Raw genomic sequence first — 16745 nt, 5'->3', positions numbered from 1 at the left:
CGCCCGCCGGGCCGCCAAGTCCACCCGGTACGACCCTCGTTGGCAGCCTGTTTGGTGGTTGCAGTGTCCATCGTCGGCCTCTATATGCGGCGAGGCGTGATCGGAGATTAATCGCGGGCATTACCGATTTCTTTATCTGGTTCAGGACACACAAAAGCATATGAGTCGTCTCGAGAATTTCATCAGCAGGATGACCGCACAGCGTGACATTCTCGATTACGTCTGCCCCGAGGTGGCGAAGATGGAAGGGCTGGTGCTCGAGCTCGGCCTCGGCAATGGCCGGACGTTCCACCATTTGCGCGAACGCCTGCCCGGGCGCCGGATTCTGGTGTTCGACCGCGAAGTCGGCGCACACGCCAGCTCAATTCCCGAAGCTGAAAACCTCGTGCTCGGCGAAATACGCGAAACGGGACGCAAGTTCATTGGCATCGACGCCGCCCTTGTTCATGCCGACATCGGCACCGGCTATGATGACCGCGATGCAGTGACCGCCACATGGCTTCCCGATTTGATCGCCAGCCTGCTTCGCGTTGGCGGCTTCGCTGTCAGTGGCACGCCGCTCGACCACCCGCTGCTGCAACGCCTTGCAGCGCCGACGTCGGAGCCCGCCGATCGTTATTTCCTCTGCAAGCGCTTGTGAGCGGCCGTAAGCGCGCTTCACGGAAATGCTGCTCCAGCTCTTTGTTTTTAACGCATTTGCCAAGCGAAAGCGTTACGCGCTTTTCCCGGGAAACCGTTTCACGCTTGTCCTGAAATTGCTCTGAAATTCGTCAGGGGATTGTATACACCGCGATCTCCCGCTCAATGCCGCGCAGCGAGACTTCGTGAGGCACGGGCGTCAGCGCGTTCCTGCGCAACAGATCGGCGGTGAGATTGTCGTCGACCACCGCACGGGTGGCGAAGATCGCCTGGGCGTTGGCCAGGTTCTGGACCCGTGAAGCAATGTTGACCGTCTGGCCAAAATAGTCCTGCCGCTCGTTCATGGACACGGCGATGCAAGGGCCGGCATGGACTCCGATCTTGAGCAGCAGGTCCTCGCGCCCGCTTTTTCCATTGAGCCCACGCATGGCATCGCGCATCCTGAGGGCCGCGGCAACCGCACGATCAGGCGTCGCGAAGGTCGCCATCACCGCATCACCGATCGTCTTGACTACCGCGCCCGCCTCCGCCGAGACGATCTCGTGCAGCACTTGGAAATGCTCGCGCACCAGATCGAAGGCTGAAAGGTCGCCTACCCGCTCGTAAAGCTCGGTCGATCCGCGCAGGTCGGTGAAGAGGAAGGTCAGGCTGGTGATCTTCAGCCGCTGGTTGATGTCGAGCGTGTCCGTGCGATAGAGATCACGAAACGTCTGGTTGGTGAGCAGGCGCTTGGCGGTCAGGAAGGGCCGGCGCTTGCCCAGGAAATCATGCAATGCGTGGCCGGCGATGAAGACCGTCGGCAGCACGCGGGTGTCGGTCCTGTTTTCCAGGGAAATGCGCAAAGGGCCTGGTTGCATCTCCAACGTCTGGTTTTGGACATGGTCGCGGTCGAAAACCAAGGAGAGGCTTCGGCGCTCCCTTGTTGGTTCGCCCTTAACGTCGATGAACTGTGCTGAATGCGTGACCGGCTCGAACACGATGACGAATTCAGACGGAAGCTGTATGGGCAGCACCGCCTTTTCACCGGGCGCAAGCTCGATATCCTCCAGCGAGAACGCTTCCATCTTCTCCGCCAAATCCTCTTCCGGCAGATCGGCGCCGGACGCCAAGTAGATCTGGCGGAGATATTCCACCAACGGCAGTTCATGTGGAGTGTGGGCGGCAATCTTGCGTATGCGTGGACTGACGGTGAATGTTACCTCGACCATCTCGTCGAGGGTTGGCGAATAGCCCTCGGAGCACAGCGCGCAAGTATATTCGTCCTTCTGCATGGTTTTCAGCGTGGCGTTGGTGTCGAGCACGCCGCCGCAGCCGGGGCACAGAACATTCCAGGAGATGTCGAAGATGCCCACCCGCGCTGCATGCAGAAAGGCGCTGATGGCGCGTTCCTCGTCGAGGCCATTCTTGCTGGCGAAGGCCAGCGCATTGATGCGGCAAAGCTCGCGGTCCTTGCCCTCGGCGATGGTTTGCCGGATCGCGTCGATTGCCTGCGGATCGACATCGGTCGATTGCCGCAGAAGTGAGAACAGATCCTGAGCTTCGGTCATCGTGCAGGCTCCGGAAAATGCGCCTCGAGGCGTGTTGGCCGGACCGGTCTTCGGTCCGCGCACTCCATCTTACGTCGAAAGGGATCGAACGGCCATTCGAATGGATAGATCTGATGACAGCTCAATTTGTATTCGGCGGATTTTCACCGACCGCAAGCGGCACTATGATGGTGCATGGCGAATTCATCTATGGGGCTTTCTCCCGTGCCGACATCCGACAACCCGCCATTTCCCGCGGCGCTACGGCTTTTCTCGGCAGGGGTCATAATCGTTCTGATCGTCGGCGCCGGCCTGTTTTTCGCGCCTGCGCTGGTCAAGCCGCGCTGGCCCTGGCCCGTCACGCCGTTCAGTGCCCGCTTTCTCGGCGGCTTCTACACCGCCGAAATGGCAGTGATGGCGGCGCTCTTTTTCTGGAATCGCTGGTCGCCGGGCAGGCTCGTGCTGGTCATGGCCTTCATCTTCACCCTCATAGTGTCGGGAGTTTCGTTGATCAATCTCGGCTATTTCAACCTCGAGCGAAAAGCGACCTGGCTGTGGTTTCTGGTCTACCTTGGGTCGGTCGCAGTATCCGGGTTGTTCCTGTGGCGGGCCAGGGGCCGTCCGTCAGCAAGTGGCGTGACCACAAGCCCTGCATGGCGCAGCTACATGTTGGCGGAAACGGCGATCCTTGGGCTCTATGGTTTGGGCATGTTGCTGTTTCCCCTGATGGTCAGCAGCACCTGGCCATGGACCGTCGATCCTTTCCACGCGCAGGTCTACAGCGCCATCTTCCTCGCCGGCGCTGGCGGCACCTATCTCATCTGGAAAAGCGCGCCGCGCGAAGAATTGCTGGTGCTAGGCCTAGCGCAGTTTCTGGTCGGCCTGCTTTCCATCCTTGGCCTCGTTATCACCGACGGCGCGGTGCACCGGATCCAGTGGACGGCGGCTGCTACATTGGGCTGGCTCGCCCTTTTCGGCTGGATCGGCATCAGCGGCGCCTTCAAACTCTACACCGCCTCCCGGTATTTTGGTTCGCAAACGGCAGCATAGGGCTGCAGAGACGGCTGGATTTTCAGGTGACGTTCGGTGCATCGTGCCGGGCCGATTGCCTTCGCCGGGAACGCCATGACCAGCACGACCTCGCCATCCGAGAAGATCCAGCCGCAGCTCCGGGCCGTCCGGCCAAGCGATGCGGAGGCGCTTTGCGCTATCTTCAACATGCCGGGCTTCCGCTGGGGCACGTTCAGGATGCCCTTCGAGACGGTGGATCAGGTTGAGCGGCGCATCGCCAAGTCCGGCCAGGAAACCACCTGGATCGTCGCCGAATTGGACGGCAAGGTTGTCGGCCATGGCAGCCTGGTCGTGCAAAGCTCGCCCCGCCGTTCGCATATCGGCGAGATCAATATCGGCCTAGACGATGACTTTGTCGGCAAGGGTTTCGGCTCTGCCATCCTTGGCGCACTGCTTGACGTGGCCGACAACTGGCGCGCCCTGAAGCGGGTCGAATTGAGCGTTTATGTCGACAACGAACCGGCCATCCATCTCTACACCAGCCACGATTTTAAGGTCGAAGGCCGGCATGTGAAGGCCGGTTTTACCGACGGGCAGTACCGCGACCTCCTGAGCATGGCCCGGCTGCGGTTCTAAGATGCGCTGTTTTGCCTTAGGTGTTCAGCCGACTCACGCGCCGGCCTTGGTCTCGCCATCGTACATCCAGCGAGTGGATCGTCTTCATCATGCGGGCGCAGCAGGGTCTGCACGGCTGGAACCCAGCTTGCGGAACAAACATCATTTCCGGACCGAGCGCGCGAGCAATATTCATGAGCGTTGTCGCACGTGCCGCAGCGGCTCCGGTTTCGATGTCGCGATAGCGAAGGCGCGAGATCCCTGCCAGATCAGCGATCTGTTCCTGTGTCATGGCAGCAGAGAGCCTCTGCCCGCCTGAGAAGCCCTCCAATGTCACGCAGAGCCTCAGATTCAGAAATCACATTATGTAAACAGGTCAAGAAGCGGCTGACACTAACTGCACTGGCGACGAGGCTCAGCCATGGCAAGTTCCTGTGGTTGAAGGCAACCCCATGATCAGATCGCAATTTTTAACCTCAAGGCCCAATGAAAAGTCATTCCATCTCAGATTCAGGCGACCCTCCCCCGAAGCGGGTTTCGTGCGCGAGACTGAGGTCCGGCGGCGGCTTTCTTGGTCTAACGGCGTACCTTCGACCAACGCTGCAGGCGACACGAGGGCGGTCGACAGAAGGTATCCTCGGAGTGCCGGGACAGCGACAACACGCAATCCGAGGCTCAATGCTTCACCTCGCGACCAGTCCATGGGGTTGACGTAGACAATTCGTGCCGGATCCACTCTCACTTGGCGTTTGCCCCGCAAGCGGGTAGACGAAAATGATGACAGGCGTTTTTGATCCAACCCCGGCGCCTCCGGTGGAAATTCTGGCCGTGCTGTCGCTGCTCTGCCCGGAAGTCGTGCGTGACATCGAGCAAAACTGGAATGCTCCGGTTTCCGACTACGCCCGCCATCTGTGGCGGCCGGTGGCAAGGCCTGCATCGGGCCCGGCGATCGCTGCTCGCTCGATCCTGCGCGAAGTCCTGCATCAGCGCCTCGGTGTAACTATGGAGCCCGAAGAGATCGGCAAGGCCCTCGACGAGTTCGAGAACAGACCGGTGATTCAGTCCGGTCTGCACTGCCTTCTTCTGATGGACCGGATCACCTTCGATGCCCTCCTGTTTGCCTGGCTCGGCGCGTTCGAAAACGGGCTGTCAGCCTTCGTCGGCTTCATGGGAACGACTATGACCATGGAGACAATTGGCCGGGAGGGGCCTGGATGGCTCGATGTCGGGGACGACAAGATCAACCTGTTTGGCATGGGGCGCCACAAGCTGTGCCGCAAAAGCGCATGCGCGGCCGGTCCCGTCTCCCTTAACAAGCGCGCGCTCGGAGCGGTGGGCGATGAAACGGATGCCAACCGCTGGCTAGGTACACTGCTTGCCAGCCAGGATACGGTCTTTGGAACCGCCGCCGATGCCATGACAGCGCTTAACGAGGATCTGGTCGCCACTTGGGATCGTTCCGGCATGGCCCTGCCGGTTTTCACCGATGATCGGCTCGCCGCGGCTGCCATGGCGCGGCATCTACAATATGACGGCAGTCTTCTTTCCAGGCTGCTGATCGAACCCGCAAGACGCCTGCGTCTCGAACATGCCTTGCAAGAGGCCGCATCGGGCCCATTCGGCAGATTCCTGCCCAATGCCACGGACTATTTCTGGGGCATCCGCGAGCAGCGCGTACGCAAGCTCGTTCTAGAGAACGGGCAGCTGATCGAGCCTGACAAGCCGCATGGTCTTTCCATCCCGTTCGAGCGGCCACATCTCAGGCAGGCGCTGCTGGACGGCGTTTTGCTGCCGGACTTGTTCCTGACGTTCCTCGTTCTTGCCATATTGCCCCGGGTGCGGGTTGTCGGTGGCCTGAGACAGATTGGCTATGTAGCGCTTTTCCACTCGATCCTCCTGGCTGCGTTGGACGAAACCGCACCGGAAGAGCGTGATCTGGCTGCGGAGCTGCAGGTAAGGGAAAATGCCTGGGGCACCCGGGTCATCGATGAAAAGGTCTCGGTCCGCGAGCAGCTTGCCGACCACCCCGAAGGGGCGCTCTTCGCGGACCTGCTCCGGCAATACCGTTCGCGGACGCTCGCCGAGGCCACCGACAACCTGAGACTGGTTCGTGAAAATGCGCGATGGCGCAAGATCGGCCAAGCCTACAGCCTCTGATCCGGCCGAATGGCCTCACCTGTCATTGCACTATACCGGCCTTGCGGAGCCCCTCCTCCACGAGTTCGAAATCCGCAGGGTTCTTGTAGGGCAGGACTTTGCGACGGTATTCCAGCGAATAGTCGGGATTGACGCGAAGCACCTCCTGCCATGCGGCCCGGGCCCTCGGCGAAACGGCCCAGATGGCCGTAGCTGGCGGCCAGAAGCGCCCGCGAGACGTCGGTAACAGCGTTGCGAGCCAGCCGTTGCATCAAGAGGTCAGCGGCCTCTTCGTACCTTCCTAGTTGAAACAAGGCCAAAGCCTGAAAGTGCAGAAGCACATCCGGAAAATATGGATTCAAGATCTTCGCCCGGGCAAAACTCTCGAGGGCGTCTTCGGATCTGCCCGAATAGTACAGCGCCTCGCCGAGGACGACGTGCGCTTCGGCGAAGTTCGGATTGAGGACTAGCGCGCGCTCGGCCTCGTCGATGGCCCCATCGTGTCGTCGTGTGTACAGCCTGGCAATAGCCAGCGCCCAGTGCGCCCAGGGATCGTTGCCATCTAGCGTTACCGCAAGCGTCGCGGCTTCTTCGGCTTGCGCCATCGATTCCGGAGGCGACGCATTCCACCGGTTCAGGTAATCGAGGCCGTGCGTAAGGGCCAGGAATGCGTGGGCAGAGGCAAACTTCGGGTCCAGTTCGATGGCGCGTTGCAAGAGGTCGCGCGCCGCGACGTTCGTCTCCCTCCTAAGCCGGTGCCACAGCTCCCTGCCCCGCAGGAAATAGTCATACGCCTCCGTGTTGCGCGGGTACTCGGGCGCTAGCCGCTGCCGATCACCCGCATCCAGACTAAGCGCCAGCGCGCCGACAATCTGTTGCGTCACGTCATCCTGCACGGCGAATATGTCGGTCAGGTCGCGATCGAACCGCTCCGCCCAAAGATGGCCGCCCGAGGTCGCGTCGATGAGCTGCGCGGTGATGCGCACCCGGTTGCCCGACTTGCGTACGCTACCCTCAAGGACATACCGCACGCCGAGTTTCGTGCCCACCTCCTGCACACGGACGTTCTGGCCCTTGAAGGTGAACGACGAATTGCGAGCGATGACGAAGAGCTGCGACAGCTTGGACAGGGCCGTGATGATGTCTTCGGAGATGCCGTCGGCGAAGTAGTCCTGTTCGGCGTCACCGCTCATGTTCGCGAACGGCAGCACGGCGATCGACAGCTTCGGCGGCACTGGCGTAACCGGCCGGCTCGTCTCGGCTTCCGGGCCCGCGGCCGCCTTGGTCCCGGCGCTGCCAACTTGTAGCGAATAGACTCGGATAGGCTCGGCAATGTTCTTGAGTTGTGTGCTGCCGAGATCGCTGACCGAGAGGTCGAGCCTCGCCTTGACCTGGCGATAGGCATCCTCGGACAGGCAGATGGCGCCGGGCGTCGCGAGCCCCTCCAAACGCGAGGCGATGTTGACGCCGTCGCCCATCAGGTCGCCGTCGCTTTCTTCGACCACATCTCCCAGATGAATGCCGATCCTGAACTCGATACGGCGGTCCTGCGGCACGCCGGCATTGCGCTCAACCATACCATCCTGAACCTCTATGGCGCAGCGAACGGCATCCACCACACTGCGGAACTCAACCAGCGCCCCATCGCCAGTGCGCTTGATCACCCGGCCGTGGTGCACTGCGATGATGGGATCGATCAGGTCGCTGCGCAGTGCCCGCAACCTCGCCAATGTACGATCTTCATCCGCGCTCGCGAGCCGGCTATATCCGACCACATCCGCAGCTAGAATTGCGGCTAGCTTACGATTCTCGCTCAAGGGTCCGTCTCCTCATCTTCACGATAGCAGGAAGACCGAACCAAGAGGGAACTTTCGCAACCGACAGCCACCCAGAACCGATTTGGCCGCCCGCTGCCACAGGCCCCAGCCGATCGCCCGATGCGCAGTTGCACTGCCGCTTGCCCGCCGACGGCTATGGGTTCATGCTTGTGAATACCTTGGCCGTGAAGTTGCGTAGGGAGATCACGCCGTCACAGCCCCTAGTGAGGTCTGGCCCGATGGACTGCTCAGGCTGCGGTTTCGAGGTTGAGGGCGGTTACGCTTTCTGTCCAAGGTGCGGCAAGCGCCAGCCCGTGCCATGCGCCAGTTGCGGTTATAGATGCGCACCTGATTTCGAGTTCTGTCCGAAGTGTGGGGCAAGCGTCGGCGCACCCGCAAAAGCCGTCGAACGGCTTGCTCCGACACCAAGCCGAACCATTGTGTCGCCTTCCCAAACTCCGTCACTGCTTACCAACATCGATAGCGACGAAGGGCTGCAGCCCATCTCTGACGCCGATCGCCGGACGGTAACCGTCCTCTTTGCCGACCTTTGCGGCTTCACGACACTGAGCGAGCAGCTCGACCCCGAGGTCATGCAATCGCTGCAGAACGAACTGTTCAAGGAATTGACGGCGGCGGTGCGAAACTTTGGTGGTTTCGTCGACAAATTCATCGGCGATGCACTGCTCGCTTTGTTCGGTGCGCCGGTCGCGCATGAGGACGATCCGGAACGTGCGCTTCGCGCCGCTCTCGACATGATCGCCCGGACGGCGCGGCTGGGTGAAAGCACCTCCCACTCCGGCTCGCCTCTATTACTTCATGTCGGCATAAACACTGGCCCCGTCGTTACTGGACGATTAGGCATCGGCACCGCCAAATCCTATTCGGTGACGGGGGATACGGTGAATACAGCGCAACGCCTGCAATCGCTCGCCGCACCGGGTGAAGTGCTGGTAGGTGAACTCACCCACAGGCTGACCCGGCATGCCTTCTCTTACGAGTCGATGGGTGATGTCGTGCTTCGCGGCAAGGCTGGAAGTGTGCTCGTCCATCGTTTGGATGCACCGCTTGCCGCGCCGCGTGCAGCGCGTGGGCTCGAGGCGCTCGGCCTCAGCGCGCCGATGATAGGTCGTGCTGCGGAGCTCAATAGAATGCTGGCGAGCCTTGACCAGGCGTGCGGCGGCTCGGCCCAACTCGTCCGCCTCGTCGGAGAAGCCGGTATCGGGAAATCGCGGCTGGTGAAGGAGTTCGCCGCCCGGGTCGGCGACGAGGATCGATTTCGCACCGTCGCGGTGCGACAGGCCACGTGCTCACCGCTGGGCGAACAATCATTTGGCGCCTTGGGCGCAGTTGTGCGCAGTGCTGCCGGGATGATGCAAAACGACAATGGGGACCATATGCGGGGAAAGCTCGCAGGCTTGCTTGCCGATCTTGGCCTGCAGGGCGAGGAGGCGAAGCGGCTGATGCCTTTGCTCTACCATGTCCTTGGCCTTGGCGACCCCGATGCCACCTTGCAGCATGTAGAACCCGAGCAGTTACGGCGCCAAATTCTCTACGCGGTCCGCACCATCATCGAACGGCGGCTTGCGTTGTCGCCACTGTTGATTGTCGTCGAAGACCTGCACTGGGCCGACGCCGTTTCGCTCGAGGCACTACGTTTCGTGATGGACAGGTTGGAACGCTCGCGGTTGATGGTGCTGGTCACGCATCGCTCGGCGCCGGAGAGCGGCCAGCTCGACTCAAGTCGGGTCAGTCACACGGCGCTCAGGCTTTCGCCGCTCAACAGCGATGAAGGACACAGCCTGCTGGCGGCTCTTTTCGGTGAGAGCTGGGTAAACTCCGCAGCAGGGCTCGTCGATCAGATCCTCGACCGAGCGGGCGGTAACCCTCTTTTTGTAGAGGAGATCGTTCGCGGCCTTATCGATCGCGGTGTACTGATGCGCGAGGGCCAGCGATGGCGGACTGTGGCAGGCGAATTCGCAACCGACATTCCCGCCACCGTCCAGGCAATGTTGCTTGCTCGCTTCGACCGGCTGCCACAAGAGGTGCGCCGGTTGGCCCAGGAAGCCGCGGTAATCGGCCCGCGCTTCGATGCCACCCTTCTGAGGACCGTGACAGCCGACCCCGCCCGGCTAGAGGCCGGCTGCGAACTGCTTTGCGATGCGGAAATCATCGAGGAAGTTGCCGGATCAGGCTCTGTCTCGTCGCAAAGCTACCGCTTTACGCAAACCTTGCTGCAGGACGTGATCTACCAGAATCTGCTCCGGCAACGGCGGACCGAAATCCACGGGCGCATAGGTGCTGCCTTGGAGCGACTGTGCGGCGATAATCCGGAACGGCTCGAGGATTTGACCGTGCTTGGTCACCACTTCGCACAGAGCGCGGAGCGGGAGAAGGGCGCGCATTACCTGCAAGCGGCCGGCGATCGAGCTCGCACGATATACGCCAACGACGACGCCCTTCGTTTCTACGAGCGAGCACTGACAGCGCTGGAGGCGACCGGGCAAACACCGCTCAAACTGACAATTGCCGAGGCCATTGCCGATTTGAGCGGCTCGGCGGGCCGCCGCGAGATCGCGCACCACCACTACGAGGCGGCGTTGCAGGCATACAGCGAGTCGGCCGATCGTGTAGCGTCGGCGCGAGTTTTGCGTAAGATCGGTCGGCTGCTCTGGGACGTCGGCAAGCGGGACAAAGCAGAATCCCGCTACGCTGAGGCCGCGGCGCTCCTCGATGGAGCGGATGCTCCGGTCGAGCAGGCGCATCTCTGGCAGGAACGTGGCCGACAAGCGTTCCGTAGCGGAGATCACGCTCTCGCGGCAAAATGGGCAGACGCTGCGTTGGATTGCGTACGCACTCTGACAACAGAGCATGTCTCCGAGGTGGGGCGCGGTGCCACTCTCGTAACCGCCGAGGCACTCAATACGAAGGCTGTCGCGCTGGCTCGCCTTGGGCGAAACCGTGAAGCCGTGCGTCAAGTCGAGCATAGCATTGAACTGGCCGAAGCCGCCGGTCTGCTGGGCGCCGCCTGTCGCGGCTACACCAATCTCGGTGTGCTTTACACGACCATCGATCCGGCACAGGCGATGGAAGTCTGTCGACGCGGTCTTGAAGTCGCTCGCCATATTGGTGATTTGGGCTTCCAGGCGCGCCTTCTCGCCAATCTAGCGGTTGCATGTTGTACTTTCACGGATCGTTGTCCAACAGAGGGCGTGCCTGCTGCCGAGAAAGCCATCGAGATCGACCGGGCACTCGACCAGCGAGAGCACCTGCCGGTGCCGTTGATTGTGCTTGGGCAGATCCACCAGTGCAACGGCCGTCCGGAACTGGCCGTTGGCTTGTTCCACGAAGCACTGGAGGTGGCCCGCGAAACGGGCGAGCCCCAACTGCTGTTTCCGTGCTATGATGGCCTGGCAACGCTTAATCTCGACTTCGACAATCTTGCCGAGGCCGAACGCTACTTTTCCTTGGCGCAGGGTATATGCGCCCAGCACGGGCTCGATCCGGAAGCGCTTGTGGTGCTGCCCTTTCTCGATTAGCCGGGTTGGAGGTTGGAAATGTCCGCGCGTAGTGACTTGATACCGCTTCAACCGGGCGACCGTGCGCCGAACTTGGTGCTCGACGCCATTACCCAGGATGGCAAGATCGCGCTAGACGACTTTCGCGGACAAAAACCGGTGCTGGTCGGTCTGTTTCGAGGTCTGCATTGTGCGTTTTGCCGGCGCCATATCGCCGCTCAGGCGCGGCTTGATCCGGAGCTGCGCGAAAAGGGCGTGGAGAGCCTGACGGTGGTCAACACGCCGATCGAGCGGGCGCGTCTCTATTTCCGCTACCACCCGATGCCGAATCTGCTCGCGGCATCAGATCCTGAACGCGCTTCACATCGTGCTTTTGGACTGCCCAATCTCGAATTCACCCAAAACGAGACGAACTGGCCGTACAAGGTCTCGATCGCAGCGGCAAAGGATATGCTGGTCGACATGCCAAGCGAGTTGCCTCGCCCCATGGATCCTTTTGCCGCCACCGAAATCCTCAACAAGAGGGACAATTATGAAGTGACCGAAGCCGACGAGCAGATGATGGCGACGGGACACGGACAACTCATTGGTCAGTTCCTACTGGACCGGCAAGGGATCGTCCGCTGGAGCTTCACGGAGGTCCCAGAGGGTGGGCGGTACATGTTTGGGGCGCCAAACCCGCAGGAGCTGATGTCAGCCGTGTCCCAAGTCGCCCAATAGACCCCGCAGACTGCATTGCTGGCATTTGCAATGTGGACAATGAAGGCCAGGGGCAAAGCTTCGCGTGGCAACTGAGATGCGTTGGCTTCAGGATCGGCACTGTTGCGCGGCAAATCAGGCCGGGAGCCGCCCACATTCGCACACGACCTGTACCACGCAATTCCGTTTCCTCGAGTGGGTCGCAAGAAAAATTTGGTCCAAGCATTTGGCGAGTTGCATCTGAAATACGGATTTCATCGGGCTCCGCGGACGTTTGAATACGCGAGGCGAGATTAACCGTCTCGCCCCACAGGTCATAGGCGAACCGTCTCTTGCCTATTACGCCCGCGACGATTGGGCCTGAGTGAATTCCAATTCTGAGTCTCAGCGGTTCTCCTGAAAAGCGTTCGCGCTTAACCGCCTTCCGCAGCTCAAGTGCATAGCGCGCAAGTGCCTTTGCATGATCGGGTCGCGCCGTGGGCAGGCCGGCGACCACCATCACACAATCGCCGATTGTCTTGATCTTCTCGCACCCGTATCGTTCCGAGAGCCGATCCGCCGCCTTGAAGAAGTAATTTAAAATTGCCAGCGTCGTTACGGCTCCGACGCTCCGCGCTCGTTCTGTAAAACCGACTATGTCGGCAAAAAGCACGCTCACTTCTGCGTGGTTGTCAGCAATTTTTTTGTGCGCCTTTAACCGCTCCGCGATTGACGCCGGAAGAATGTTGAGGAGCAGGGTTTCGGCGCGATGGTATTCACGCGCCAATCCCTCCTGGCTCTTCCTCAACGCCTCGTTCGTCGCTTGTAATTTCTCGTTGAGTTGACGCTCCCTCTCTTGCAGGAGGGTCATTTCATAAGCCTTTTGTTGAAGCCGCTGCCTCTTGTCGCGTTCGGCGGTGGCGTCAAGAAAGAGCAGCCACACGCAGGCATTGTCGGCAAAAAAATGAAGGTCGGCGACACGCCCTCCGGGCAGTTCGACCATGGCAATGTGAAATGGAAGCTCCGGGCAAGGCAGCAAACCTTCCATGAATTCAAGCTGCTCGGCAACAGGCTCGCCAATGCGAAGCGATGAGAGCCCGTAATGCTCAACATTACCGCCCTTCGCAGCCACGCAAAGCTGAGTGTCGATTTTTAGATACGCGACGGAGTTCCCATTGTAGAAGAAGTTGAAAATCCAACTGCTAACTTCTTTCGGCAATCCATGCATGGTCTACTTGGTTACCATCAAAGCAAGTTGACGAAACGCATCATCGACATTCTCGCCCGAGAGCGCACTCGTTAGATAGATTTGCCATCCACGCTGCCTAAGTTCGTTGATATCGCTATCCGATATTGCCCACCGATCGGCCAGATCGGATTTGTTGATCAGCACTATGAACGGCATGGCGCCGAATTCGGCCTCGGCCCGTTCGCGCAGCGTGAGCGCCACGGCAAGCGTCGCAGCGCGGGTTCCATCGACGACTAGCACAAGCCCGGTTGCACCTCGAACATAGCTGACGCGGAATGAGCCGATGTCGTCTTCCCCGGCCAAGTCCCACAAAATCAGATCCACGGTTTTATCCGGGAGTGCGACATTCTTCTTGTCAATTTTCACCCCCACCGTGGTCAGGTAGGTTTCTGAAAAAATGCTTTGCACAAACCTGCGAACCAGACTCGTCTTTCCGACAGCGAACCCGCCCAGCATGCAGATCTTTTTTTGCAACATCTTGGGCTCCACTAGTCCAGGTTTACCGAAATCGAAACCCGGCGATTGCTGGAGCTCCCGGCTTGACTGTTTTCAGGCACCAGCGGCTCAAAAGTGCCCGCGCCCCGAACCAGCAGCAGTTCCGGCGCGACACCGCGTTTGTTGAGAAGCGCACGAACTGTCTCGGAGCGGGCTGCACTGATCGACGCGTTGGCCGTTTCACGGCCCGTGGCGTCCGAATGCCCGGTCAACATGAACCGCGCCGTGACGCCTGACTTGCGGGCATTTTCGGCGAATTCCTTGATCTGATCCGCCAGCCTGTCGAGAACCGGCAGTTGCTCTGGCCCGGGCACAACTTTGCCGGAAGAGAAGAAGATGTCGGTCGTCTGGATGGCCTCTCTCAAATAGTTGAGTTCTTCAAGGTTCATTTCGCGCAGCTGCGAGACATCCAGAACCACTCCGTCCGCCGAAAGCTGTTCGGCGGCGGCCTGGGCCCGGTTGGTCCAGGCCGCAGGAGCCTCCCCCACGACTAGGATGCGACCTTGGATGATCGAAAGCTGAACCGATTTCGGCGGGGAGAGCGACGCCGTGAGCCGCTTCACCACGAACTTTGGATCGAGGCTCTGAAAGAATTGCCACTGTGAATGAACGCGCGCAGGATCAACCTGCGTTCCAGACAGCAGAGCTTGCGGGTCGGCGGCAAGCGGGTCTCTCAGGCCGGAAATGTAGAATTGGCCGCCCCTGATCGTTTGTTGGGCGACGATGATTCCCGATTGGGCCTCAAGTCGCGCCACATAATACTGCCAGTGCTCCGCCTCGCGTGCTTCGGGTGTTACATCACGAACCTTGGAGATGTCGAATTCCGGTCCGCCTACCGAAAGCTGTCGGGCCGCGGCGCGCGCGCGATCTATCCAGGTGTCGGGAGCCTCACCCTCGGCAACGATGCGATTATCGACGATCGAGAGCCGAACCGATTTCAGCGGATACAGCGTCGCCGTCAGCCGCTTCAACACGAACTCCGGTTCAAGGCTTTGATATAATTGCCACTGCGAACGAACACGGGCAGGGTCAACCTGCGTTCCAGACAGCAGGGCTTGCGGGTCGGCGGCAAGCGGGTCTCTCAGGCCGGAAATGTAGAATTGGCCGCCCCTAGTCGTTTGTTGAGCGACGATGATACCCGGCTGGCTCTCCAGTCGCGACACGTAAGCTTGCCAGTGCTCCGCCGCGCGTGCTTCGGGGCTTACATCACGAACCTTGGAGATGTCGAATTCCGGTCCGCCTGCCGAAAGCTGTCGGGCCGCGGCGCGCGCCCGATCTATCCAGGTGTCGGGAGCCTCGCCCTCGGCAACGATGCGATTATCGACGATGGCAAGTCGCACTGACCCCGGCGGAGCCAGCGACGCCGTCAGTCGCTTCAGCACGAACTCCGGTTCGAGGCTTTCATAGAATTGCCACTGTGAATGGACCCGGGCAGGATCAACCTGCGTTCCAGACAGCAGAGCTTGCGGGGCGGCGGCAAGCGGGTCTCGCAGCCCAGCAATATAGAATTGGCCATCGCGTATCTTTTGTTCGGACACGATGATGCCCGGCTCGCTCTCCAGTCGCGACACGTAAGCTTGCCAGTGCTCTGCCGCGCGTGCTTCGGGGCTTACGTCGCGGACGCTTGCGATATCGAATTCCGGTCCGCCTGCCGAAAGCTCTCGAGCCGCGGCGCGCGCCCGGTCGATCCAGGTGTCGGGAGCCTCACCCTCGGCAACGATGCGACTATCGACGATGGCAAGTCGTACTGACTCCGGCGGAGCCAGCGTCGCCGTCAGTCGCTTCAGCACGAACTCCGGTTCAAGGCTTTGATAGAATTGCCACTGGGAGTGGACCCGGGCAGGATCAACCTGCGTCCCCGACAACAGGGCTTGCGGGTCGGCGGCAAGCGGGTCTCGCAGGCCGGCAATATAGTATTGGCCATCGCGTATCTTTTGTTCGGCAACGATGATGCCCGGCTGGCTCTCCAGTCGCGACACATAAGCCTGCCAGCGCTGCCCGGATTGCCATGAAATAAAGAACCAACCGCCTGCCAGAACCATCAGCAGCAGGCCCAGGGCCACCACCAGCCACGGAAATCTCTGATTTGATTCCTCCTGCTTTAGCTCGACGCAGGTCTGCAACTGCGCCTCTATGCCGGCCAACTGCGAACCGTCGCCGTCAAACTCCATTAAAGCCTGCGAGTATTCCTCATGAACACGAAGCAATACATCGCGAACTATTTCATGCAATCCTTCTGGGGGGTTTCCTCGGATCACCGAGACTAGGGTCGCAAACGGTCCTACCTCTGACCAGAGTCGAAGGTCGCCAAAACGAATAGTGTCAAGGCCGCTTTGTTCTTTCTCGTTGAATGAGTCCTTCACAAAGTCTTGAATTGCACTCAGCATAGAAGAAATAAGTTGAGGATCTTCGCTCGTCGCATTGTCGGCAGCTACATGCGCTATCAAAAGTCCAGAAGTTCTGTTAATCAGAAAGACGTGCTCAACACGATAGACAAGCGAATGCTTAAGCACAACTTCCGAGAAGCTGGCTCCGGTTCTCCAAGATTCAAGTCTCCACTTGAGCCCATGCCAGGTAAATATATGCCTTAAGGTTTCATTCAGCGACTGAAAGGTCTGATCGATCTTTTCCCCGATCGACTTGCGAATTGCCGGCAGAAACACAGGGTATAATATATCCGTCAGCGTGCGCGGGCTCTTCTGAATCGACCGTTGCACAGCCCTTTCGACAGCCGGCGCAAGCGCCTCGCCGAGCTGCGCATGAGGCGCTCGTGCGGCCGCACTGGGAAGCACGTCGCCCACTGCTGCCGCAAGCTGCTCGGGCTCGTCAAGCAGATGCGTAACTCGTGAAAGCTCTGAAATTTCGCGGCTGACCAGCAACTGGCGCAGAGTTTCCATGCGAGGATCGGCGGTTGGAACTCCGTCGAGACGCGCACGGTAGTCCGGATCAACGTTCCGGGCGATTTCGATCAAAAGACGGGCCAGAGCCTCGCGATCAATCTCTGTATCGTTCGAGGCTGTTCTTTGTGGAAGGCTGATTGGGTCGACGGTGGACGTCAAAT

The 16745-nt window shown here is 60.1% G+C and carries 10 protein-coding genes and 2 pseudogenes; 6 read left to right on the top strand and 6 right to left on the bottom strand.

Annotation, left to right across the window (positions count from 1 at the left end; translation table 11 throughout):
* The first annotated feature begins 160 nt into the window (after positions 1 to 160).
* The gene (locus ACVWWD_RS12590; protein WP_352547274.1) at positions 161 to 640 is read left to right on the top strand and encodes a class I SAM-dependent methyltransferase; all 480 of its coding nucleotides are present in this window, start codon (positions 161 to 163) and stop codon (positions 638 to 640) included.
* A 130-nt stretch (positions 641 to 770) separates the two neighbouring features.
* Here ACVWWD_RS12590 and ACVWWD_RS12585 read toward each other — a convergent pair whose 3' ends face one another.
* Positions 771 to 2186 carry an adenylate/guanylate cyclase domain-containing protein gene (locus ACVWWD_RS12585; protein ID WP_023770953.1) on the bottom strand — a complete coding sequence of 472 codons (1416 nt, stop codon included), beginning with the start codon at positions 2184 to 2186 and terminating at the stop codon, positions 771 to 773.
* Positions 2187 to 2360: 174 nt separating this feature from the next.
* On the opposite strand from ACVWWD_RS12585, the gene ACVWWD_RS12580 reads away from it, so the two are divergent.
* On the top strand, positions 2361 to 3215 hold the full coding sequence (locus ACVWWD_RS12580) for a hypothetical protein (protein WP_352547273.1): 855 nt from the start codon (positions 2361 to 2363) through the stop codon (positions 3213 to 3215).
* A gap of 75 nt (positions 3216 to 3290) precedes the next feature.
* Positions 3291 to 3812 carry a GNAT family N-acetyltransferase gene (locus tag ACVWWD_RS12575; RefSeq protein WP_023782156.1) on the top strand — a complete coding sequence of 174 codons (522 nt, stop codon included), beginning with the start codon at positions 3291 to 3293 and terminating at the stop codon, positions 3810 to 3812.
* Here ACVWWD_RS12575 and ACVWWD_RS12570 read toward each other — a convergent pair.
* A pseudogene (locus ACVWWD_RS12570) lies at positions 3809 to 4153 on the bottom strand (helix-turn-helix domain-containing protein). The gene ACVWWD_RS12575 and the pseudogene ACVWWD_RS12570 overlap by 4 nt on opposite strands.
* A gap of 451 nt (positions 4154 to 4604) precedes the next feature.
* Here ACVWWD_RS12570 and ACVWWD_RS12565 point away from each other — a divergent pair.
* The gene (locus ACVWWD_RS12565; protein ID WP_457103090.1) at positions 4605 to 5948 is read left to right on the top strand and encodes a hypothetical protein; all 1344 of its coding nucleotides are present in this window, start codon (positions 4605 to 4607) and stop codon (positions 5946 to 5948) included.
* 22 nt (positions 5949 to 5970) lie between these two features.
* Here ACVWWD_RS12565 and ACVWWD_RS12560 read toward each other — a convergent pair.
* A pseudogene (locus ACVWWD_RS12560) lies at positions 5971 to 7744 on the bottom strand (adenylate/guanylate cyclase domain-containing protein).
* A gap of 239 nt (positions 7745 to 7983) precedes the next feature.
* On the opposite strand from ACVWWD_RS12560, the gene ACVWWD_RS12555 reads away from it, so the two are divergent.
* Entirely contained in the window at positions 7984 to 11283 is a 3300-nt protein-coding gene (locus tag ACVWWD_RS12555) for an adenylate/guanylate cyclase domain-containing protein (RefSeq protein ID WP_352547294.1), read from the top strand.
* Between the two features lie 18 nt (positions 11284 to 11301).
* Positions 11302 to 11982, top strand: coding sequence for a redoxin domain-containing protein (locus ACVWWD_RS12550; protein ID WP_023770957.1), 681 nt, complete (start codon positions 11302 to 11304; stop codon positions 11980 to 11982).
* On the opposite strand, the gene ACVWWD_RS12545 is transcribed toward ACVWWD_RS12550, so the two are convergent.
* From ACVWWD_RS12545 to ACVWWD_RS12535, 3 genes are read right to left on the bottom strand one after another with little or no spacing between them, the layout of a single operon-like run.
* Positions 11894 to 13168, bottom strand: coding sequence for an adenylate/guanylate cyclase domain-containing protein (locus ACVWWD_RS12545; protein ID WP_457103089.1), 1275 nt, complete (start codon positions 13166 to 13168; stop codon positions 11894 to 11896). The genes ACVWWD_RS12550 and ACVWWD_RS12545 overlap by 89 nt on opposite strands.
* 3 nt (positions 13169 to 13171) lie before the next feature.
* Entirely contained in the window at positions 13172 to 13666 is a 495-nt protein-coding gene (locus ACVWWD_RS12540) for a Rab family GTPase (RefSeq protein ID WP_023782160.1), read from the bottom strand.
* 11 nt (positions 13667 to 13677) lie between these two features.
* Positions 13678 to 16743, bottom strand: coding sequence for an OmpA family protein (locus ACVWWD_RS12535; RefSeq protein WP_457103088.1), 3066 nt, complete (start codon positions 16741 to 16743; stop codon positions 13678 to 13680).
* Between the last annotated feature and the right edge of the window lie 2 nt (positions 16744 to 16745).

The sequence above is a fragment of the Mesorhizobium sp. URHB0026 genome (assembly GCF_054059755.1).
The sequence above is the reverse complement of the archived record's forward strand: the minus strand, read 5'-3'. Positions and strand labels throughout refer to the sequence as shown.